Genomic DNA, 22,284 nt, shown 5'->3' with positions numbered 1-22,284 from the left:
TAAGAATTTCTTAAAGCTACGGATTCATTGAATATTTCTAAATTCTTATTATTTCTTCTCTTTCTTCCCAAACAAAGAAAAATGCACATATCGCTTCGGGTTTGCTTTCATATCGGCCATCAGAAGAGCAATATTGGCAGCAGTTCTGTCAAGGTTTACGTAAAGTGAATCATCTTTAGCCAATTTTCCCAATGTACCTTTTCCTTGATTGATTTCTTTGATAACACCCTGCAAACCAGCCACCGATTTATTGAGTTGCACAACGGTTTCGCCTAATTTCATTGCATTTAGCGAATCAGCAAATGTACTGCTTTTTTGCAAAATAGGCTTGATTTGAGCATCAAGATTGTTTGATAATGTATTCAAATTAGCCGTCAAAGTTGCAGCATTAGCAGTGATTGCTGAAAGATTTTTTGAGTTTGCCGCTACTACACCATTCACACCTGCGGTGGTTTGCGTAGCACTTGCCATGAGGGCTTTGAGAGCAACAGCCGTTTGGTCGAATTGTTTGATGATTGCCGTAGTGGTTGTTAGAAGCGAGTCAACATTTTTGAGGGTTGGTGCAAGTTTATCTGTCACCGACGCTACCATTCCTTTTTCGATTTCGCTTCCTATTATCCCTTCATCTCCTAAATCTTTTCCTGCTTCAATTCTGAGTTTTACTACTTTTCCGCCTAAAAGGCCATTATCAGCTAAAATAGCAACAGTTTTATCACTAATTTTGATGTCTCGCTTGATGGCCAACATCACTTTTATACGATTCTTATCTTGCTCTGGTTCGACTAAAACCACACGCCCGACAGGCACTCCATTGAAGGTTACAGGGTTTGATGTTTGTAATCCTTCTGCATTTTCGTAATAGGTATAATATTCATTTTCGGTACGGAAAATATCCAAACCTTTCAAGAAATTAAACCCCAAATAAAATATTGCAAACGCTATAATGCCCAGCAAGCCAACTTTGTATTCTTTTTTCATAAAAACGTGCGAAGCACAATTAAGAAATGTAGAATTAAGAATAACGGATAGAGATTCTCTTAACGCTTATCTTAAATATTTCACAAAAATACATTCTTAATTCCTAATTCTCAATTCTTAATTAAAATATCATTTCTCCTTCTCTTCTTTATACGCTTTTACAGCCTTAAATATTGCTTCGGCTATCTTATCTTGTCCGTCGGAGCTACCCAGTATTTTCTTATCAGCGGCATTGGTCAAATATCCTGTTTCGACATAAACGCTTGGCATTGTCGTTTGCCACAGAAGCTGAAATCCTGCTTGTTTTACGCCACGACTACGATGCCCTACTTTCGAGATTTGTTTTTCAACCATACTTGCCAGTTTTACGCTTTCTTTCATAAAGGCATTCTGATAATTGGCGAGCATAATATTGGCCATTGGCGAGCTAAGGTCATAGCCTTTGTAGTTTTTCTTGTAGTTTTCTTCCATCAAAATAACTTCGTTTTCACGCATGGCGAGTTCGAGGTTATCTTCAGTTTTGTGCAAACCCATTACGTAGGTTTCCGAACCACTCAATTTTGATGAATGTGGATTTGCATTGACATGAATACAGATAAACAAATCGGCTTTATTGCGGTTGGCAATGGCCGCTCGTTCATGCAGCGGAATGAAAACATCGGTCTTTCGGGTATAAATTACTTTTACGCCCGGAAGGTTTTGTTGCAACTTTTTTCCCAATTTGAGCGTCACATTTAGAGCTATGTCTTTTTCTTGTAGCTTGCTATGATGGGTGCCAGGGTCTTTGCCACCATGCCCTGCGTCAATTACAATCGTTCGAATTTTCCCGCTCTGAGCATGAGCCATTTCGAGCGAGAATATAATGATAAGTAGGACTTTAAGATTTTTTAACATGATTTTATGGGCAAACGTTCTTTCACTACTATATAATAGCTAATTTTGTGCCATTAGTAAGCGTTAATAGAATAGTTTTTGCAGAAAAAGCCAAAAAATTGAAGATTTAGATAAATACTCGGCACGGCTTTCTCTCGTAGGTTATGATAATAGGACATTTTTACAAAGATACGTTTTTTGGAACAACTTAGAAAATATACCTCCCACCATAAAAAGGGACTTAAAACATTTACGAATTTGACATTTGCAAGGTTGAATACATTGCCGAAGTTAGGTTTTCAAATCGCTTTCGGTCTGTTATTTTTATTGACATTCAATACTTTTGCACAGTTTCCTGGCAGTGGTCGATTACAAAACCTCGGAGGAGGAAATACTTCTCGCCCTACAACCACACGTCCAACGAGTACACCTCGCCCATTCGGAAATAAACTTTTTGAAGAGAAAAAAGATACTACTCGTGTTTCAATCCCTGACTCACTTCGCAGTAAAGACACGGGTCTTCAAACAACTGTCAAATATGTAGCCGAAGATTCGACAGTAATGGATGTTTCGGGAGAAGTAATTAATCTTTATGGTAAAGCGGTTGTAACCTACGGAGATATTGAACTAAAAGCCGATTACATTAAAATTGATTGGGGAAAAAGCGAAATTTTTGCCCATGGCTCGCCCGATACCACAAAAGCGAATCGAACAAAAGGGAAACCTATTTTTTCGCAAGGTGGCGATAATTATAATACAGATACGATTCGCTATAATTTCAAGTCAAAAAAAGCAATTATTAAAAATATTGTAACCCAACAAGGCGAGGGATTTGTGACGGGTGAGCGTGTAAAAAAAGATGCTAACGATGACATGTATTTGGTCGATGCTAAATATACAACTTGTAATCTGAAAGAACCCCATTTTCATATTTCTGCCCGAAAAATCAAACTTGTCAATAAAAAACAGATTATTTCAGGGCCGTTCAATTTTGTATTAAGTGGCATTCCACTGCCCATTGGATTGCCTTTTGGATTCTTTCCTGTACCTAAAAATAAAGAAGCTGGTACTTCGGGAATCATCATGGGTACGTATGGCGAAGACCCAAATAATAGAGGTTTTTACTTCAAAGATTTTGGTTATTATTTTGCTGTCAACGAAAAAATCGGTGTAAAACTCATTGGTCAAATTTATACAAAAGGGAGTTTCGGACTTGGTATTCAATCAAATTACTCTAAACGATATAAATATTCGGGAAGCCTAAATTTTCAATATAATTACAACAATAATACGCCAGAAGTTGTAGCAAGCGACGATTTGAATAACTATAAAACTAAGGATTTTAATCTCAGTTGGTCACACTCTCCTGCCAATAAACGTCCCGACCGTAGTTTTTCTTCATCGGTCAATTTACGTAGTAATGGCTTCAACCGAAACAACGTAAATACGGTTGATGTGAGTAACTATTTAAGTAGTACATCAAACTCTTCAGTGCAGTTTGGACGTACTTTCGCTCAGAAATTGGTAACGAGTTCGGGTATTAATATCTCCCAGAACTTCACGACTGGACAAGTTGATGCTTCTGCTAATTATAGTATTGGTTTGAACCAATTTAACCCTTTTGTACCAGAAAAAAAGCAAATCGGGCGTTGGTTCGAGTCGTTTAGGGTTGGCTTAAACGTAAGTGGAGGCTACCAAGCAACGAACGTACGAGTAAATAGTATCACAAATTATTCTGATTATAAAATTGTGCGTGAAAACGCCGATGGTACTTATTCATCTATCGAAGCAAAACCTTTGACGAATGAAGAAATCAGGCTTCGTGATGCTAATCCACTGACCTTGACTATCGAAGAACGAGCTGCTCAAAAAGCCTTACAAGAACGCCTTAGTAATGTAAGGAAATTGAATAGTTTAGATGCAATTAATGAGGTTTTGAAAGATGGCAAATTCACAAGCACCTATTCGATTCCGATTTCTTTGCCAAATTTCAAGATTGCACGATACATCAACTTTACGCCAAGTATATCGCTCAGGGGTGACATTTCGACTCAAAGTCTTAGCTATGAATACATTGCGAGCGAAAATGCAGTAAAAATAGATACCGTAAAAGGTTTCTTTCCTACCTACCAAACATCGGTTTCGGGTGGAATGAACACCCGTGTTTATGGAACTTATCAGTTTAAAGGCAAGGGACGTTTGCAGGCAATTCGTCATACATTAGCACCTTCATTGAGCTTGAGTTATGCTCCTGACTTTACGAAGCGACTTTTTGATTATAAAGTTGTACGAATTGATAAAAATACTGTTAATGGGGTAACAACTTATGATACCCTACGACGACTACTATCTAAATATCCAACTTTGGGCTCTTCGGCTGGTGCCTCGGGGAATGTTAGTTTTAGTTTAACCAACCAATTAGAGGCAAAAGTTCGCTCAAAATCTGATACGGCAGCAAAGGCATTTGAGAAAATCTCATTGCTCGATAACTTGAGTTTAAGCACTGCTTATAACTTATTGGCTATCGGCGACTCGATGAATCTCTCAAACATCAACCTAAGTGCAAACACCAATTTATTTAAGAATCTGATAAACCTTAATATGGGTGCAAGCCTTGACCCGTATTTTTATCAAGCAGAAAGTACAGCCGAATTAAGAGCCTTGAATCCTGCGGGGCGTATCAGACGTTTTTATAAAATTCAACAAGTGAAAGGAATTGCGGGTTTGGCTACGCTCCGTTCAGCCAATATTGCTATTTCAACTCGGCTTTCGCCTGCAACTTTCAACCCAGATAAAGCAAAACCAAAGACGAATACTCAAAGTAATAACCCACAAATGGATGCAATGAAGAAATTTGTGGCAGCAAATCCCGAACTTTACGTTGACTTTACGATTCCGTGGTCGCTGAGTTTGAGCTATAACTTAAATTATTCAAAGCAAGGTTTGGCCGACCCACAAATCACGCAAGCTATCACTGTTCAAGGAGATTTGAGCCTTACGCCAAAATGGAAATTAGGTTTCAATACTGGTTATGATATGCAACTTAAAGCACCAACTTTGACTAATATCACGATTCATCGTGAACTTCACTGTTGGGATATGGCCTTCAACTGGACTCCGATTTCGGGTTATTCTGTCCGTAGTAGTTATTCGTTTACGCTCAATGTGCGAAGTGCTTTATTGCAAGAACTAAAAGTAAGCCGTAGAAGACAATTTGTTGGTAGTGGAGGATTTTAAGGTTATCTGAACTATGATTTAGTTGATTTATATGATGAACTTGAATACGATTATATGGAGACCAATTTTCGTGTAACATATTGATTATTAATACATCACACTAAAACAAAATCAATCATAATAATCAAATCAATCAACTAAATCATAGTTCAGACAATTTTCTACAACACAAACGTAGCCAGTTTTCTGAATTCTTCTACACGAGCTGCGATTTCATCTTGTGTAAGGTTTTGGATACGTTCCGAACCAAATCTTTCAACACAGAAAGATGCCATTGCCGAACCATAAACGATTGCACGCTTCATGTTTTCAAAACTCAAATCATCGGTTTTTGCTAAATGAGAGATAAATCCACCGGCAAAAGTATCACCCGCTCCCGTTGGGTCGAAAACTTCTTCTAATGGCAATGCAGGGCAGAAGAAAATATCATCGTTTTGGAATAATAATGCACCGTGTTCGCCTTTCTTGATGATAAGCGTTTTTGGGCCCATTGCCATGATAGTTTTAGCTGCACGACGCAACGAGTAATCGCCCGAAAGCATACGAGCTTCTTCATCGTTGATAGTTACACAGTCAACATCTTTCAATAATGCCTTCAAATCATCGAGAGCAATATCAATCCAAAGGTTCATTGTATCGAGCAATACAAACTTCGGACGTTTGTTCAAACGCTTCAAAACTAAGTGTTGAATAGCGGGAGCGGTGTTTCCGAGCATCAAGAAATCACAATCTTGGTACGATTCTGGAATCTTCGGGTCGAAGTTTTCCATTACATTCAACTGAACTTCTACCGTATCACGGCTATTCATATCGTTGTGGTAGCGGCCATGCCAAAAGAACGATTTCTCGCCTTTTCTGATTTCAAGACCGTCCACGTTTACGCCATGACTCACCAAAGTGTCAATCATTTCTTGTGGAAAATCTTCGCCAACAACCGCAACGAGGTTATTTTCTTTTACGAAGTATGAAGCAGTAAGCGTAATGAAAGTGGCTGCTCCGCCAATGATTTTATCTGTTTTTCCGAATGGCGTTTCCAATTTATCAAACGCTACCGAACCTACTGTAAGTAATGACATAGATAATTTACCTTTGTAAAAGGATTTTTTTAGTGAAAATGTCTATATTATTGCAAAGTTAACGATTTTTTATTTATTTTTCACTTCGTAAAATAGCTTTTTAAATCGGCTCACAACGCTTAAATTCTTTATTTCTATCAAACAAATATCGGTAGGTAATATAAGTTTTGTATTTTTTTGCACCAAGCATTTGGGTTACTTTGAGCATTTTGGGGTTAAAATCGGCAATCCAATTGAGTTCGAGGGTTTCATACTGGTAATTTGGCACCCAACAAGCCCTCGAAAACGACAAAGCAATGGCCGATTCTATACCACGCCCTTGGTATTCTGGAATTACACCAAAAATTACTCCACGTGCTTTTTTATTAGTTTTCATCAAAGTATGATACAACCACTTGATTTTCCCAATCAGATTCAGTTTACCATTGATATGCTTAATGATTTGGTTCAATTCGGGAATCATGATAAAAAACGCAATCGGTTGGTCGTTATGATAGCCAAACCACATTAATTCTTCTTCCAAAATTGGTTTCATGGTTTGCATGATGGCCGCTGCACGCTCAGGTGTCATTTCGCCAGTTGACATATTTTTTGCCCAAGCTTTGTTATAAATAATTCGGAAATCTTCAGCAAACTTGGGTAATTCTTTCTTGCTTACGTGCCTAAAATCATAACCTGGAGTATTATAGATCCGATTGGCAATTTCGAAAAGTGCAGGGCGAACAACCTTACGTGCTTCAACCTCGGGGATGGGCAACAGGAATGTATATTGCTGGAAATAATCTTGAAAACCGTAATTTTCGAAAAAAGTTCGGTAGTATTTTTGGTGATAAAACATCCCCCAAGTTGGTTCGGCATCGTGTGGGTCGATGTGCAGTCCCCACCAATTGTCACGCTCGCCAAAATTAACAGGGCCATCCATTGCTTCCATGCCTCGCTCTTGTAGCCATGCTTTGCATTTATCAAACATCGCAAACGCAACTTCTTGATTATCAACACATTCAAAAAAACCCATGCCGCCAGTTGGTTGGTCGTTTTGGTTGGCAGTATTTGGATTTACGAATGCTGCCACTCGTGCGATGGTCTTGCCCAAATCATCAAGTGCCAACCAACGCACACAATCTCCACCATCAAAAAGGGGATTTTTGGTACGGTCAAAGATTTTTTCTATGTCGTTATCGAGCGGACGAATCCAATATTTATTGCCCTTATAAAGGCGTGAGGGAAACTCTAAAAATTCTTTTTGTAGCTTTCTGCTCTCTCCTACTTCTATGATTTGCATACTCAATTACTATTTTATGAGTGCAAAGATAAGGCTTTTGAGTGTTTTTTTACCACTAAGGGACTAAGTTACACTAAGGTATTACCGAAAGATAAATATCGTTTTGATTGTTTGGTTTGTGGGTTGGGAATTTGGAAATTGCGATATAAATAGTATTATTTAGCAGGATTTAAATTCAAATGAATACGAAAGTGCTTCCAAACTTTCGTTTACTTTAGAAATTAGCTAACATTGAAAAAAGACCTCACAGTAATGATATTAGGAACATATTGGTACTTTAACTTTCCGACAGACCTATACAAGTTTGACTTTTTTAAATTTAAAAAAGGCTATGGTGGACATGCCGACAATCCAGCAGAACTTATTGCATTTTTTGAGGCTGAGAATCCAAAAAAAATTATTGAGGACTTACAAAAATTAATTGATAAACATTCAGATAGTTTTCTTTTTATTTATCAAGAGGAGAATAAATTAAAAATAGGAACTGGTGGATACCAACTATTTGATTATGACTTTTTATTGATTCAAGAAGTTGAAAAGCTGCTCAAAAATCACAGGGTTTGGCAAACAAAAGAACAAGTTTTTACTAAGTCAAAATTTACCCAACTATACAATATAGATTTTACCAACAAAAATATTTATCCCAACAAAGGTTTCTTACAGGTTGTTGGTTCTGGGTTGAAAAAATATAATGCAGAAAATTCAAAATTAAGATTAGACTGTACTTTACAGTTGGTAAGAAAGAATGATTTTATTAAGGACTTAAAGAAAGTTGCAACAGAAGAAAATCTTGATATTCTATATTATTACGATAAAGATTTTAAAGACAAAACAAACCTTATGCTATTTTTTACCAATGGTAGGCAGGGATTCAATCTGACAAAGAAAAAGTACATTGATATTTTAAGTTTTGAAAATAAAATTGAAAAAGTTATTTTAACTCATAATGCAAATTATGGACATGTAAGTGGTTGGGATCTTTATCCTCAACGTGGACCACAAATAGAAATGATAATTGAAGAAGAGTATATACTTTAACTAAAAAATGGGATAGCCAAAAACGAAGTGTTGATATTCCCCCCCTTCGGGGTTAAGGACTTGGTTCGTGACATCAAAAATAATTCTTCAAAATTCATCAACGAACAAAAATTTGTGAAAGGTAAGTTTTCTTGGCAAGAAGGATATGGAGCTTTTTCGTATGCTCATTCACAACTTGACAGCGTTTACCAATATATACTTAAACAGGAAGAACACCACAAGAAAAAGACCTTTAAAGAAGAATACCTTGATTTTCTTCAAAAATTTGAAATTAAATATGACGAAAAATATCTGTTTGAATGGCTGGATTAACTTGTGTACATTTTTAAAGCCAGACACATTCAGCTCATTCATTTTATTCGTACATTAGCCACTATGATAGATTCTTCTCAAGCCAAACATCAAATTCAACATGTCACAAATTTTCAAGACCTTGTTTCTACGCCATTTAGTAGAGAAATAAATGCCATCGGCTGGATTCGTAATCTATATGGTAATTTCGCTGAGATTGTTAGTAAAATAGACGTAAACGAAAATATAACGGTAATAGATGAAGGGCAACTTCGTGAACTTTCATTGAGCGAAGAGGGAAATCTTGCTCGTGAAATTCTATTAAATGACTTGCAGTTACTGACGGCACACGGTGCAGCTCCAGTTCTTAATGTGATTAAGTGCTACGACCGAGACGATGAATTCCCGTTTTTCCCAACTGATGTTTACTCTTTTCATGTGGACCGTTCGCCTATACCAACCGATACTTTTTTATGTACTTACTACGGTGCTCCGAGTGATATATTGCTAAATTCGGAGGCCATACAAAAAATAACGATTCCCGAAATACGTGATGAACTCAAAAAACTGCATAGTGAAGACGATGAAGGTTTTGAAGACTTTCTAACTGAAAATTTCTTTGACCTACATTACCAACCTAAACCAAATGCACTACCTATCAGTTTAGGCATTGGACACATCTGGCGGTTGGCAATCGATTATCCTGACAGTAAAATACCACCATGCGTACACCGTGCTCCAAAGGAAAAAACTGAGCGATTGTTGCTCATTTGTTGATTATCAATAAATAACTTTGTGCATCGTTGTTAGAACATAACATTTAACCTAACTATAAGAAAAGGATTTGTTAAAGCTTTACTTTCAGTTGTTCAGACAATGAACTCTACATGATAAACAATACATTTATTCAACCAAAATAAACATATCTCAATATGAAAACGAAAATATTATTATTGTTTTTTCTTACATTTTCATACATAAGTTATGCCCAAAACAACTTAAAAGTTGGGGCCGCAAAGATTGACATTACGCCTGAGCTCAGTGAATTGCCAAGTGGCTTTCTTGGTATTTATGACAGGATACATTCCCGAGCAATCGTAATTGCTAATGAAAACAAAACGGTAGCATTAGTAACACTCGATGTTGGGGCAATTCCTAATGAAATGGCTAAGAGTTTACTCGAAAAAATAGCGACTCAAACAGGTATTCCGACTACAAATATCATGCTTACTGCCACACATACTCATAGCGTACCTTTCAGGATAGGTGGGGAGGCATTTGAAGCTAAAGTTGTAAACTCTGTAAAACAAGCAAAAGATAAATTACAACCTGCCAAAATTGGCTACGGCGAAGGCGTTTCTTACATAAACGTGAATAGAAATATTATCGACCCCAAAACAAGAAGATGGTGGGAAGGACCAAATTATGACGGGCCATCTGATAAAACAGTTGCGGTGGTTACGTTTGAAACCCTTGATGGTAAACCAATAGCCGTGCATTATAACTATGCCATGCACGCCGTTACGGTTGGGATGTTGGACATGGTAAGTGGTGACGCCCCAGGCACAACGTCTAAATATATTGAAGATACTTTTGACGATAAAATTGTAGCAGTCTGGTCAACAGGTGCTTGTGGCGACCAAAACCCAATCTACTTTCAGCAGACCTATGATTTGCGTGAAATAAGAATAAAAGAATATGCTTCAAGAGGCATAGATATTAGCAATAAAATGCCTCCAGGTGGTCAAGGCTTGAATAGAAACGACCCACAAGTAGCAAAATTAATGCAACAGCAAAAACAAATGATTGTATCAATGGGGCAGTTTTTGGGTGAAGAGGTGATGCACGTAATGAGAGGAATTGAAAGAAAAGAAAGCAATATAAAAATTTATGCCAATCAAAAAATAGTAACTTGCCCAGGCCGTAAACGCTTAGATGAAGGCAGAGCTGGGTATGCTGGAACTTATGAGGATGCCGACTCGATTGATATCAAACTTGGATTAATTAGTATTAATGATATTGCCTTTTCTTCAGTTGGTGGTGAAGTATTCAACCCCATCTCAACTCGTTTGAAAAAAGAGTCACCATTTGCACATACAATGATGCTAACGCTTACAAATGGATATGCAAAATCTGGTTATATCCCTCATGATGCTGCATTTGGAACTTACACATTTGAAGTGGTATCTTCAAGATTAAAACCTGGATTTGCCGAAAGTGCCATTGTGAATGGTATTTTGGATATGATGTATGAAAGCAAACAACTTCAAAAATAAATAGTTTTACGATATAATTACCAATAAAAAACAATGCGAATATTATTTACAGGTGGCTCTGGCAAGGCAGGCAAACACGTGATTCCCTACTTACTCGAACAAGGCCATCAGGTGCTAAACGTTGACCTAACACCCCTAAAATACTCAGGAGTAGATAACCTAATAGCTGATATTACTGACTCTGGACAAATGTTTAATGCCATGAGTTCATACACAGGCTTGCACGAACTCGAAGCTGGCAATGGGATACCAAAATTTGATGCAGTTGTGCATTTTGCTGCCGTCCCTCGAATTTTAATCAAACCCGATAACGAAACTTTTCGAGTAAATACCGTTGGCACATATAATGTAATTGAAGCGGCGGTGAAATTGTGCATCAAAAAAATCATCATTGCCTCGTCGGAAACTACCTACGGTATTTGTTTTGCAGATGGTGTAACTGACCCAAAAGTTTTGCCACTCGAAGAAGATTATGACGTTGACCCAATGGATAGCTACGGTTTATCGAAAGTTGTGAATGAAAAAACGGCAAGGAGCTTCCAACTACGCTCAGGTTTTGATATTTATGCCCTCCGTATCGGAAATGTGATTGAACCGCACGAATATGCTGAGCTTTTTCCACATTATTTCAAAAATCCAGAAGTCCGTCGTCGAAATGCTTTTTGTTATATTGATGCTCGTGATTTAGGACAAATCGTAGATTTATGTCTGCAAAAAGATGGACTTGGCTATCAGGTTTTCAATGCGGGCAATGACCATAACGGTGCGATTATTCCAAGTAAAGAACTGGCCGAGAGATTCTTCCCGAATGTGCCAATCAGTCGTGAACTGGGCGAACATGAAGCATTATTTTCTAATCGTAAAATCCGTGAAATGTTGGGTTTTAAAGAGCAACATAATTGGCGAAAATATGTACAATTAGGCTAAACGCATAATTCCGCTAATTCTCAAATAACAATTTCTCTCGGTAAAAGTATTATTTAGCCCAAATACTTTTAACCGCAATTTTCGAAATTAGAAAAGAACATTCATATTAAAGTTTTTTGCATAATTAAAATGAGTAAATTTTTTATTTACTCATTTTATCAAACTTCTAATTGTTAATGCTTTAACAATCATTAGCTAACATAGGCTTTACATGGGATGAGTAGTTTTGCAGCTCAACAAACAGGATTCACAACCCATGAAAAAAACTTTATCATCATTTCTAATTGGACTCTTATTTTGCTTCAATGCTTTTTCGCAAGGAACTGACGCCACGATTGCGGGTGTGGTCAAAGACGAAAAAGGTGAAGGAATTCCAGGAGCTTCGGTTCGTGTTCGTAACGAATCGACTGGTTTTCAAACTGGTACACTCACCAACATCAATGGTGAATTTCAACTGCAACAACTTCCGCTTGGTAAACCTTACACTATTACGGTTTCGTTTGTGGGTTATCAGACCCAAAAATTTTCAGATTATGCTCTCAATCAAGGAGATAAATTGAAAATTGACGCAAAACTAATGACTTCAAGTACAACTTTATCGGAAGTTGTAGTGTCGGCAAATTCATTTGTTAATAAAGAAACCGAAAGAGCTGGAGCAGCAATTGCAGTTTCGGCTTTGCAAATGAAACAACTCCCGATGGAAGGCCGAAACTTTACTGCTTTAACAGCACTTTCTCCCCTACAAGGTCGAAATGGTAGTTTTAGCGGCCAACGTACTTCATCAACCAACGTAACGATGGATGGTGCAAATGCCCGAAATATGTACACCAACGGAGCTGTTGGCAATGGTCCTTATACAATTTCACAAGAAGCTATCCGTGAATACCAAGTTTCGACCAATAATTATGATGTAACCCAAGGCCGCCAAGGCGGTGGTGCGGTCAATGCGGTCACCAAAAATGGTACGAATACAATGGAAGGTTCGGCATTTTTCTACCAAAGAGCAAGTAAAGCAAGGCTTTTTGGCAAAGAATTATTCCCGATGAATAGTAAATTCAATGCCAACGGAACACCAAGAACAACCAATATCAACCAAAAACAATATGGTTTTTCGTTAGGTGGACCTATCATTAAAGATAAATTACACTACTTTGTGGCTCTCGACCGCCAAAATGAAACAATTCCTTTTCAAATTGCTCCAGTTTTTGATGCAACTCAAGAACAAAACTTCGGTATCACGAAAGCCAATCTTGAAAAAGTTATTGAAGTTGCCCGTGAAAAATACGGCATGAAAAATACACCACAATACGGTGATTTTTCGAGAGAAACTGAAGCAAATGCTTTATTTATGCGTTTGGATTGGCAATTAAATGATAAGAACAAATTAACTTTCCGTAATAACCTTACGACTTGGAACTCACCTAATTCGACATCAGATAATTCAAATATCAACTTGCTCGAATCATGGATTGGCTTCAAATCTCGTGAAAATAGTGCATTGGTTTCTTTACGTTCGGCTCTTGCTCCTGATATTACGAACGAATTAAAATTCCAATATCAGACCGTTAAACGTAACTACATCGTGAGTCCAGATTTGCCAGAGGCTAATATTCCTCGTGCTATCATCACGGTTCGTTCGGTTATTCCTACGGCAACAAATCCGAATGCTTCTCAAACTCGCACAGTGCAGTTTGGAGGTCAAAGATTTGGTACAGAATACGCCAACGATAAAACACTTCATTTGGCCAATACAACTTATTGGAGAAAAGGTGCTTTGAATTTTAAATTCGGAACGGATAATATGCTTACTTTCTTAGATTCTAAGATTGTAAATGAAATGAATGGCCGATTCTTCTATGCAAGTTTACAAGATTTTATTGATAACAAACCAAGTCGTTATGCCCGTGAAGTGCCTTTGGTAAATCCTGCGGTGCAGCAATCTTTACTCGACTTCTCGTTGTTCGGACAGGTTGATTTTCAGCCATTTAAAAACGTTTCAGCAATGGCTGGTTTACGTTATGACGCCACAATTTTCTTCAAACAAGGCGATGCCAACGCAACCACCGAAAACAAATTGGGCATAAAAACAACCAATTCGTTGGCTGATTTTAATAATATCCAACCAAGAATCCAATTAACTTGGGACGTGCAAGGTCGCCAAAAAGACTTGATTAAGTTTGGCGGAGGAATCTTCTCGGCACAGCCAGTTTCTTACTTACAGTTGAATAATATTCAAAATAGTGGTACAATCGTAGGTTCAATTGATGTTTCGGGGGCAGCAGTTCCGAAAGCTGACTTTGTTTCGTATCGCAACGACCCAACCACTACGCCAGGAATCAAGCCAGGTGAAAGTTATATTTCCACGATTAATGCCGTTTCTGATGACTTTCAAGTACCGAGTATTTTTAAGTTAAATTTATCATATAACCGTTTCTTCAATTCAAGATTTAGAGCGGGTGTGAATTTATTATGGTCAAAAACCATCAATAATTATGTGTATTATGATAGAAATATTGTTGACCAACCATATTTCACACTAAGCAACGAAGGAAACCGTGGGGTGTATGTACCAGCAAACACTATTCCTGCCAATGGCTCGACCGATTGGACAAAAGGCCGAAAAGCCAATGATGTTGGTAGAGTTTTAGAATTAGAATCATCTGGACAATTAGACCAAATGGCGATAGTTTTTGATGCAAGTATGAGACTCGGAACGGATGGTTATTTTACGGTAAGTTACACCCGCAACGACACAAAAGATAATACTTCGTTTGACTGTTGCGTAGCTAATACTTCAACTTTCCGTGCCATCGTTGACGACCCAAGAGATAGAACAGTGGCTTACTCAGATTTTCAATTCTCCGATAAATTAGTGGTAAGTGCGGCTACACCTACCGTAAAAGGCTTCCAACTCGGTGCAGTTTTTAATGGTGTTGGTGGAACACGCTACTCGTTTTTGGTGGGTGGAAACAAAAGTATCAACGGCGATTTTGTATTGACAAACGATTTAGCTTTTGTGTTCGACCCAAATAATCCTTCTGTCCCTGAAACCGTAAGAAATGGCATCAAAGGACTTTTAGAAAACCCTGATGTAACACAAAGTGTAAAAGATTATATCACGAAAAGTATCGGTAAAGTTGCCGAAAGAAATGGTGGTGTAAATCCTTTCTACTATACATTAGATTTGCGTCTTACGAAAGATATAACACTTTATAAAAATCATAAGTTAGGGTTTTCGGCAGATTGTTTTAATTTTATGAATTTATTGGATAAAACCAAAGGAGTTTCATACAACCATGGTAATATCAACTTGCTTACAATGACTACTTTCGACCAAAATACCAAAAACTACAACTATAATGTAGAATCGGGGGCTGGTCGTAAACTTTCAACGGCAGGCGGTACACCTTGGAGAATACAGTTAGGATTACGATATTCTTTTTAAGCTTACATATACCCTAAAATTCAACTCAGAGTCTGGCCATTTTTGGTCAGGCTCTATCACTTTTTTAAACAAACTAACAACATGAAAAACTTCGCCATAATTGTGCTGGTTTTGAGCCTTATGATAGGCTGCAAGAGTCAAAAACCAAACGCCAACAATTCTTCGACCGTCGAAAAACTGGATCTGAAAAGAGTAAAACTTACCAACGGTTGGGCATTAACTCCGATTGGAAAAAGCCTAAAATTGCAAGATTTACCACTAAATTTAGTAGTTTCTCCTTCAAAAAAATATCTGGCCGTTACAAACAACGGACAAAGCACACAAAGTATCACACTTATTGATGCCGCAACCGAAACAATTTTGGACGATGAAACCATTGAAAAATCATGGTTGGGTTTAGCTTTTAGTCCTGACGAAAAATACATCTACGCATCGGCAGGAAACGATAACAAAATCAATATTTATAAAATCGAAAACAATCAACTTCAAAAAGATGGAGAGATTGTTTTAGATAAGCCGTGGCCTGTAAAAGTTTCACCAGCAGGACTTTGTGCAACCGAAAAACACATTTTTGTAGTAGCAAAAGACAACAATACTTTATATCAACTTGATATTGCAACCAGAAGTATCTTGAAAAAAATACCACTTGCAGCCGAGGCTTATACTTGTATTCTTTCGCCCAATAAAAATTTACTTTATATCTCGCTTTGGGGTGGTGCAAAAATCTTGATTTATGATATTGAAGCTGCAAAAATCATTGATGAAATAGTTGTTGATAAAAACCCAAATGACATGGTGCTGACCAAAGATGGCCAGTATTTATACGTTTCGCACGGAAATGATAACACAGTTTCGGTGATTGATACGAAGCAAAAACAACGCATTGAAACACTTTCTTGCTCGCTTTATCCCGACTCGCCAGTTGGTTCGACCCCAAATGGTGTTGCTTTAAGTGACGACGATGAAAAACTATTCATTGCCAATGCCGATAATAATTGTTTAGCCGTTTTTGAAGTAGAAGAAAGAGGAAAAAGCCGTTCGTTGGGTTTTATTCCTACAGGTTGGTATCCAACTTCGGTCAAAACCATTGGCAATAAAATCTATGTAACCAACGGCAAAGGACTTTCTTCTTCGGCCAATCCCAAAGGCCCAAATCCTGTGAGTTCTAAGAGTCCGCAATTCAAAGGAGCAAACCCAGAGGCGGTTCGAGGCACGCAGTATATTGGCGGTTTGTTTAAAGGAACACTGTCAATTTTTGATTTTCCCGATGAAAAAACATTGGCCGATTACTCAAAAATTGTTTACGAAAATACGCCCTACACCAAGACCAAAGAAATAGAAAGCGAAGGCGAAAAAGGCAATCCGATTCCAACAAAATTGGGTCAAAAATCTCCTATCAAATATGTTTTTTATGTAATCAAAGAAAACCGTACTTACGACCAAGTTTTGGGTGATGTAAAAGAAGGAAATGGCGACACAACATTATGTCTGTTTCCCGAACGAATTACACCTAATCAGCACGCTTTGGTGAAAGATTTCGTGTTGCTCGACAATTTTTATGTAGATGCCGAAGTAAGTGCTGATGGACATAACTGGTCAACGGCGGCTTACGCCAACGACTATGTTGAAAAAACTTGGGTAACAAGCTACGGCGGTCGTGGTGGTACTTATGACTACGAAGGAAGTCGAGAAATTGCACACCCAAAAAATGGTTTTATTTGGGATTTTGCTCACCGTGCAGGTGTAAGTTTTAGGTCTTACGGTGAATTTGCCGAGCAACGAATGAAACTACCAAATCTGAAAGAAAATTGTAGTTTGAAATTTCCATCTTATAATCTTTCTATCAAAGATGTTACTCGATTTGAGGCATGGAAAGTTGATTTTGACTCCTTATTGACAAAAAATAACGTACCGAAATTAAACATTATCCGTCTCGGAAACGACCACACCGCAGGAGCAAGAGTTGGAATGCCTACGACAGAAGCAATGGTTGCAGATAATGATTTAGCAGTCGGAAAATTGGTTGAGCATCTTTCAAAATCGGGCATTTGGGAACAATCAGTGATTTTTATTTTGGAAGATGATGCCCAAAACGGCTCTGACCACGTAGATGCACACCGCTCAACGGCTTATGTTGCAGGCGGATTTGTCAAACGTGGCTATGTTGACCACACCATGTATTCAACTTCAAGTATGCTACGAACTATGGAATTGATTCTGGGAATCCCACCAATGAGCCAATACGATGCTGCTGCCACTCCAATGTGGCGTTGTTTCAGCAAAAAGCCTGATAATAAGCCATTTACGGCTATAAAAAATAACATTAATTTAGATGAGCGAAATGTGGCAGTCAATAGAAACTCCATCAAATCTGCTGAATTTGATTTGTCAAAGCCCGATTTAATCAATGATTTAGAATTTAGTCAAATCGTATGGCAATCAATCAAAGGCTTAAACAGCCCAATGCCAGCTCCAAAAAGAAGTGCTTTTTTGGTGCTGAAAGAAGAAGACGGCGATGATGATTGAGATTAATTTTTAACACTAAGAATTCATAATTACAAAACTATGAAACTACTCTTTTTATACAGTTTTTTACTGAATCCATCAATTGATTCGAGCAAGACCGAACTCCTAAACGAAGTCGTCATTACAGCTAATCGTTCGGCATATCAAGAATTTCAGACACCGAATAGCATCAAGGTTTTGAATAAAAAATACCTCAAAACTTATGCTCCACGCACAGCTCCCGAAGCCTTGATGGGCGTAAATGGGGTTTTTGTGCAGAAAACAAATCATGGTGGTGGTTCACCTTTCGTACGTGGACTTACAGGCAATCAAACTTTACTTTTAGTGGATGGTATTCGCCTCAGTAACAGCACATTCCGTTACGGCCCAAATCAGTATTTCAATACAATTGACCCTTTTTCAATTGAAAAAATTGAGGTGCTAAAAGGTGCTGGTTCGGTGCAATACGGCTCTGATGCCTTGGGTGGAACGATTCAGGTTTTTACGGCAGAACCCGAATTTGGTAGTAAATGGAAAACAAATTTGCTCGGAAGAGTTGCTACGCACAGAATGGAACAAACCACTCGTGGCGAAGTAAATTATGGTGGCGAAAAATTGGCAATTTCGGCAAGTTTCGGCTATCGAAACTTTGGGGATTTGGTGGGTGGAAAAATTACGGGTCGCCAGTCGCCTTCGGGTTATGACGAGCAAATGGGAAACCTAAAAGCCAAACTAAAACTCGGCAAAGGAATCATGACGCTGGCTCATCAATATTTTGAAGCCAAAGATGTACCAGTTTATCATAAAGTAGTTTTAGAAAATTTCGCTATTAATGAATTTCAGCCCCAAAGACGCAATCTTTCTTATTTGAAATTTAACCAGAAAAATGATTCAAAAATCTTTAATGAATTTTCGATAATTGGTTCACTGCAAATGACTTATGAAGGCAGAAATAGCCAAAAGAATGGTTCAACGAGGTTGATTAGTGAAACTGACAAAGTTTATACAAAAGGATTAACAACCAATGTTTTTTCGGCATTTTCTGAGAAATGGACGGCCAATTCAGGTATTGAAATTTACCATGATTTGGTACGCAGCTCAAAAATTGATGCCCCAGCTTCACCCGCATCTTCTGAAGCCCCTAAATTTTTGCGTGGTTTATACCCCGACAATTCAACTTTCTTGAACTATTCGCTCTATACTTTGCATCAATTTGTCCAAAATCATTGGCAGTTTTCGGCTGGACTTCGCTACAATGGCTTTTCGATTATTGTTCCCGACGAAACAATCGGCAAAACAAATCTAACGCCGCAAGCTCTTGTGCCAAATGTTTCGGTTGCTTATCTAATTGGTTCAAAATCAAATATTTATGCTTCTTATAATGCTGGGTTTCGCACGCCCAATGTCGATGATTTAGGCACACTTGGCATCGTAGATTTTAGATACGAATTACCAACCAATAATTTAAAGCCAGAAAAATCAAACAACTATGAGATAGGATATAAATTCCGAACTAATCGTTTTTCGGCTGCTACCGCCCTCTATTACAGCGATTTACAAGATTTAATTGCTCGTGTAAAAGTACCCAATCAAGTTATTAACGGCTATAATGTTTATCAGAAGGAAAACATCGAAAAAGCTAACATCAAAGGTATCGAAGCTGAGTTTGAGGGTTTGATAAGCAAAGAATTGAAAACTTACGGTGGGTTTTCATACACCTACGGACAAAATATTACGAAAAACGAACCGATGCGACGTATTCCACCACTCAACGGTCGTTTTGGTTTGGAATATCGTAAGACTAATTTCTTTGTTCGCCCCGAATTGCTTTTTGCATCTAAGCAAGACCGCCTCGCACAAGGTGATAAGGACGACAATCGCATTGGCAAAAGCGGAACAGCAGCTTGGCAGATTTTCAATATTCATGCAGGATATGAGTATAAATGGCTGAATATCAATCTTTCTGCTCAAAATCTCACAAATAAAGATTACCGCACCCATGGCTCAGGAATCAATGGAGCAGGCAGAAGTTTATGGTTAACTTTAAATGTTGAAATATAATAAATTACTCCAAGTTTTTAACTTTGGCTATTTGATAAAACAGGAAAATTTACCTTTAAAACTAAAAAGAAAAATTAAACATGAAAACATATTTTAAATTAATAGCATTTGTCTGTTTAGGACTAAATATAAGTTTTGCTCAAAACAAAACCGAGAACGTTTTCATCATTACTACCGATGGTTTTCGTTGGCAAGAAATGTTTCGCGGAGTTGACTCGGTGCTTTTAAAGGATGATAAATTCGTCAGAAATCGAGATCGAATCAAGAATAATTTTGTAGCTAAAACACCCGAAGAAAGCCGTCAGAAACTGATGCCTTTTATGTGGAATACTATCGCCAAAGAAGGCCAACTCTATGGTAATCGTTGGGAAGGAAATAAAGTAAATGTACTAAATCCTTACTGGTTTTCGTATCCAGGATATAACGAAATTTTGAGCGGATATGCCGATGACAGCATTAATTCAAATGATAAAAAGTACAACAAAAATATGACAGTTTTGGAGTTTCTGAATAATCAGCCAAAACTCAAAGGAAAAGTAGCAGCTTATACTACATGGGATGTTTTTCCATATATTGTGAATGACAAACGTAGTGGAATTCCTGTCAATTCAGCCAAAGATTTGGTAAAGGGAAATTTGACCCAAAAAGAAGAATTACTAAATGAAATCTTAAAGACATATCCAAGTCTCGCCAGCGACCGCCACGATTTCATTACTTATTATTTGGCCAAAGAATACATTCAAAAAAACAAACCAAAAGTTTTCTTTTTATCCTTTGATGAAACCGACGAATTTGCTCATGAAGCCAAATATGATGAGTATCTTTTTGCAGCAAATACTGCGGATAAGTTCATCGGTGATTTATGGAATTACTGCCAATCAAGGCCCGAATATAAAGGAAAAACAACTTTTTTGATTTTAACAGACCACGGAAGAGGCGATAAAATCAAATCACAATGGACGAGCCACGGGCAAAAAGTAGCCGATTGTTACCAAATTTGGATGGCAGCTATCGGGCCTGATACACCAGCATTAGGCGAGGTAAAAACCGAAGGGCAACTATTCCAAAATCAGATTGCTAAGACGGCTGCAAATTTTTTAGGGTATAAGTTTGAAAATGGGAAACAGATTGGTCAGGAGATAAAAACCATGTCAAAATAAATGGTTGTCAAAGAACAGTTTCAGATAATTGAATTTGAAACTGTTCTTCTCTTTTAAAAATAGATTCTATCTCCCGCAAAAAAATAAACGAACTACGGCTGTGCCAAGTCTGGAAATCAGTACTAATATCTTGATGTTGGGGAATATAGCTAAGGAAAGCAGTTAAGTCGAATTTGGCACCCGAAATACCTGCCCCTGCACGTTTGGCATCAAGAGCATTACAGGCTTGCTCGTAGTGTTTTGGTACAGGAATCATCATCGTTGGCTTACCCAAATACATGGCTTCGCAGACTGACTCAAAACCTGCAGTTGTGACTAAGCCTTTGCAGTTTTGCATCATTTCTAAGAATTTTTGTCCATTTATTCGATGAAAATGCAAATTTCTTGAGTATTTATACACTTCCGTATGTTGTGGCTTATCCCAAAAACAATGTATTACTACTTTCGGATTTTTTGTGTGCCATTTTATAAGTTCATCGGCCAAAGAATGTTGGGTCATGTACACCAAAATATAGTTTTCGGTTGTGGGTGAGATTTGGGTGATTTCGGGGCGTAAAAGGGGCGGAATAGTGTAAATGCTTTGTTGTTCGTAATTGCTGAAAGGTGTAAACGAAAGGGCTAATTTCTTTGTCGCCCCCAAAGCTGTGATTTTGGTATTGGTATTGACCAAAAATTTATCGAACCAATGATTTTGTGGATGTTTGAAGTCAGGGTTGAGTAGTAAATATTGGTGAGCAATGCAAACCATTGGGATTTTGGGGCGAAAAAGAAACTGGTGAATTCCACCCAAAACATCATAAAAATTTATAATAACATCGGGGTTCAGTTGATTGATAATGGTGTTTATTTTTCGAAGACTCGAAACATAAGTTTTTAAATTTAAAATACTATTGGTGAGTGTTTTACGAATATCAAGGCCTTTGGTTCTCTTACAATAAACCAAACATGGACTCGCAAAAGAAAAACTTGAAGATTGAAATTTTTCTGCAAAAAACGCTGGAATATTTCCAGTAGCCGAGCCAACCAATGCTCCTACAACCTCATGGTTGCTTTTATATAACATTTCGCTAAGGGCGATTGCCTGCGTCAGGTGTCCACGCCCTTCGCCTTGAATAATAAAAAGATATTTCATGCC

General features: G+C 37.8%; 14 protein-coding genes and 1 pseudogene. 10 read left to right on the top strand and 5 right to left on the bottom strand.

Annotation, left to right across the window (positions count from 1 at the left end; all coding sequences use genetic code 11):
* Positions 1–48: 48 nt before the first annotated feature.
* Positions 49–978 carry an MlaD family protein gene (locus ABR854_RS11135; protein WP_350265475.1) on the bottom strand — a complete coding sequence of 310 codons (930 nt, stop codon included), beginning with the start codon at positions 976–978 and terminating at the stop codon, positions 49–51.
* A gap of 129 nt (positions 979–1,107) precedes the next feature.
* The gene (locus ABR854_RS11130; RefSeq protein WP_350265474.1) at positions 1,108–1,872 is read right to left on the bottom strand and encodes an N-acetylmuramoyl-L-alanine amidase family protein; all 765 of its coding nucleotides are present in this window, start codon (positions 1,870–1,872) and stop codon (positions 1,108–1,110) included.
* Positions 1,873–2,109: 237 nt separating this feature from the next.
* On the opposite strand from ABR854_RS11130, the gene ABR854_RS11125 reads away from it, so the two are divergent.
* Entirely contained in the window at positions 2,110–5,088 is a 2,979-nt protein-coding gene (locus tag ABR854_RS11125) for a putative LPS assembly protein LptD (protein WP_350265473.1), read from the top strand.
* 161 nt (positions 5,089–5,249) lie between these two features.
* Here the strand turns inward: ABR854_RS11125 and ABR854_RS11120 are convergent, their stop codons facing one another.
* Positions 5,250–6,164, bottom strand: a complete 915-nt coding sequence (locus tag ABR854_RS11120) for a PfkB family carbohydrate kinase (RefSeq protein ID WP_350265472.1) — start codon at positions 6,162–6,164, stop codon at positions 5,250–5,252.
* Positions 6,165–6,264: 100 nt separating this feature from the next.
* On the bottom strand, positions 6,265–7,446 hold the full coding sequence (locus ABR854_RS11115; RefSeq protein WP_350265471.1) for a hypothetical protein: 1,182 nt from the start codon (positions 7,444–7,446) through the stop codon (positions 6,265–6,267).
* Positions 7,447–7,677: 231 nt separating this feature from the next.
* Between ABR854_RS11115 and ABR854_RS11110 the strand changes: the two genes are divergently transcribed.
* From ABR854_RS11110 to ABR854_RS11070, 9 genes and pseudogenes are all read left to right on the top strand, one after another.
* On the top strand, positions 7,678–8,484 hold the full coding sequence (locus tag ABR854_RS11110) for a hypothetical protein (RefSeq protein WP_350265470.1): 807 nt from the start codon (positions 7,678–7,680) through the stop codon (positions 8,482–8,484).
* A 51-nt stretch (positions 8,485–8,535) separates the two neighbouring features.
* A pseudogene (locus ABR854_RS11105) lies at positions 8,536–8,796 on the top strand (transposase); the annotation flags it as partial.
* A 63-nt stretch (positions 8,797–8,859) separates the two neighbouring features.
* The gene (locus tag ABR854_RS11100) at positions 8,860–9,552 is read left to right on the top strand and encodes a hypothetical protein (RefSeq protein ID WP_350265468.1); all 693 of its coding nucleotides are present in this window, start codon (positions 8,860–8,862) and stop codon (positions 9,550–9,552) included.
* A gap of 155 nt (positions 9,553–9,707) precedes the next feature.
* The gene (locus ABR854_RS11095; protein ID WP_350265467.1) at positions 9,708–11,051 is read left to right on the top strand and encodes a neutral/alkaline non-lysosomal ceramidase N-terminal domain-containing protein; all 1,344 of its coding nucleotides are present in this window, start codon (positions 9,708–9,710) and stop codon (positions 11,049–11,051) included.
* A 33-nt stretch (positions 11,052–11,084) separates the two neighbouring features.
* Entirely contained in the window at positions 11,085–11,978 is an 894-nt protein-coding gene (locus ABR854_RS11090; protein WP_350265466.1) for an NAD-dependent epimerase/dehydratase family protein, read from the top strand.
* Positions 11,979–12,234: 256 nt separating this feature from the next.
* On the top strand, positions 12,235–15,423 hold the full coding sequence (locus tag ABR854_RS11085; protein ID WP_350265465.1) for a TonB-dependent receptor: 3,189 nt from the start codon (positions 12,235–12,237) through the stop codon (positions 15,421–15,423).
* 81 nt (positions 15,424–15,504) lie between these two features.
* Positions 15,505–17,949: a beta-propeller fold lactonase family protein gene (locus ABR854_RS11080; RefSeq protein WP_350265464.1), complete on the top strand. Its 2,445-nt coding sequence runs from the start codon at positions 15,505–15,507 to the stop codon at positions 17,947–17,949.
* A gap of 39 nt (positions 17,950–17,988) precedes the next feature.
* Positions 17,989–19,989 (top strand): TonB-dependent receptor, encoded by a 2,001-nt coding sequence (locus ABR854_RS11075; protein WP_350265463.1) that lies wholly within the window; start codon positions 17,989–17,991, stop codon positions 19,987–19,989.
* Between the two features lie 80 nt (positions 19,990–20,069).
* Complete coding sequence (locus ABR854_RS11070) at positions 20,070–21,149, top strand: alkaline phosphatase family protein (protein WP_350265462.1); 1,080 nt, start codon at positions 20,070–20,072, stop codon at positions 21,147–21,149.
* A gap of 7 nt (positions 21,150–21,156) precedes the next feature.
* Here ABR854_RS11070 and ABR854_RS11065 read toward each other — a convergent pair whose 3' ends face one another.
* The gene (locus ABR854_RS11065; RefSeq protein WP_350265461.1) at positions 21,157–22,281 is read right to left on the bottom strand and encodes a glycosyltransferase family protein; all 1,125 of its coding nucleotides are present in this window, start codon (positions 22,279–22,281) and stop codon (positions 21,157–21,159) included.
* Positions 22,282–22,284: the final 3 nt, after the last annotated feature.

This window comes from Emticicia sp. W12TSBA100-4, from assembly GCF_040253585.1.
Lineage (GTDB): Bacteria > Bacteroidota > Bacteroidia > Cytophagales > Spirosomataceae > Emticicia.
This window is presented reverse-complemented; position numbering and strand designations above follow the sequence as displayed.

What these genes read in the sequence shown, in the direction of transcription:
- ABR854_RS11135 (WP_350265475.1), bottom strand. Translation starts at nt 978, where the DNA reads ATGAAAAAAGAATACAAAGTTGGCTTGCTGGGCATTATAGCGTTTGCA.
- ABR854_RS11130 (WP_350265474.1), bottom strand. Translation starts at nt 1,872, where the DNA reads ATGTTAAAAAATCTTAAAGTCCTACTTATCATTATATTCTCGCTCGAA.
- ABR854_RS11120 (WP_350265472.1), bottom strand. Translation starts at nt 6,164, where the DNA reads ATGTCATTACTTACAGTAGGTTCGGTAGCGTTTGATAAATTGGAAACG.
- ABR854_RS11115 (WP_350265471.1), bottom strand. Translation starts at nt 7,446, where the DNA reads ATGCAAATCATAGAAGTAGGAGAGAGCAGAAAGCTACAAAAAGAATTT.
- ABR854_RS11100 (WP_350265468.1), top strand. Translation starts at nt 8,860, where the DNA reads ATGATAGATTCTTCTCAAGCCAAACATCAAATTCAACATGTCACAAAT.
- ABR854_RS11095 (WP_350265467.1), top strand. Translation starts at nt 9,708, where the DNA reads ATGAAAACGAAAATATTATTATTGTTTTTTCTTACATTTTCATACATA.
- ABR854_RS11090 (WP_350265466.1), top strand. Translation starts at nt 11,085, where the DNA reads ATGCGAATATTATTTACAGGTGGCTCTGGCAAGGCAGGCAAACACGTG.
- ABR854_RS11085 (WP_350265465.1), top strand. Translation starts at nt 12,235, where the DNA reads ATGAAAAAAACTTTATCATCATTTCTAATTGGACTCTTATTTTGCTTC.
- ABR854_RS11080 (WP_350265464.1), top strand. Translation starts at nt 15,505, where the DNA reads ATGAAAAACTTCGCCATAATTGTGCTGGTTTTGAGCCTTATGATAGGC.
- ABR854_RS11075 (WP_350265463.1), top strand. Translation starts at nt 17,989, where the DNA reads ATGAAACTACTCTTTTTATACAGTTTTTTACTGAATCCATCAATTGAT.
- ABR854_RS11070 (WP_350265462.1), top strand. Translation starts at nt 20,070, where the DNA reads ATGAAAACATATTTTAAATTAATAGCATTTGTCTGTTTAGGACTAAAT.
- ABR854_RS11065 (WP_350265461.1), bottom strand. Translation starts at nt 22,281, where the DNA reads ATGAAATATCTTTTTATTATTCAAGGCGAAGGGCGTGGACACCTGACG.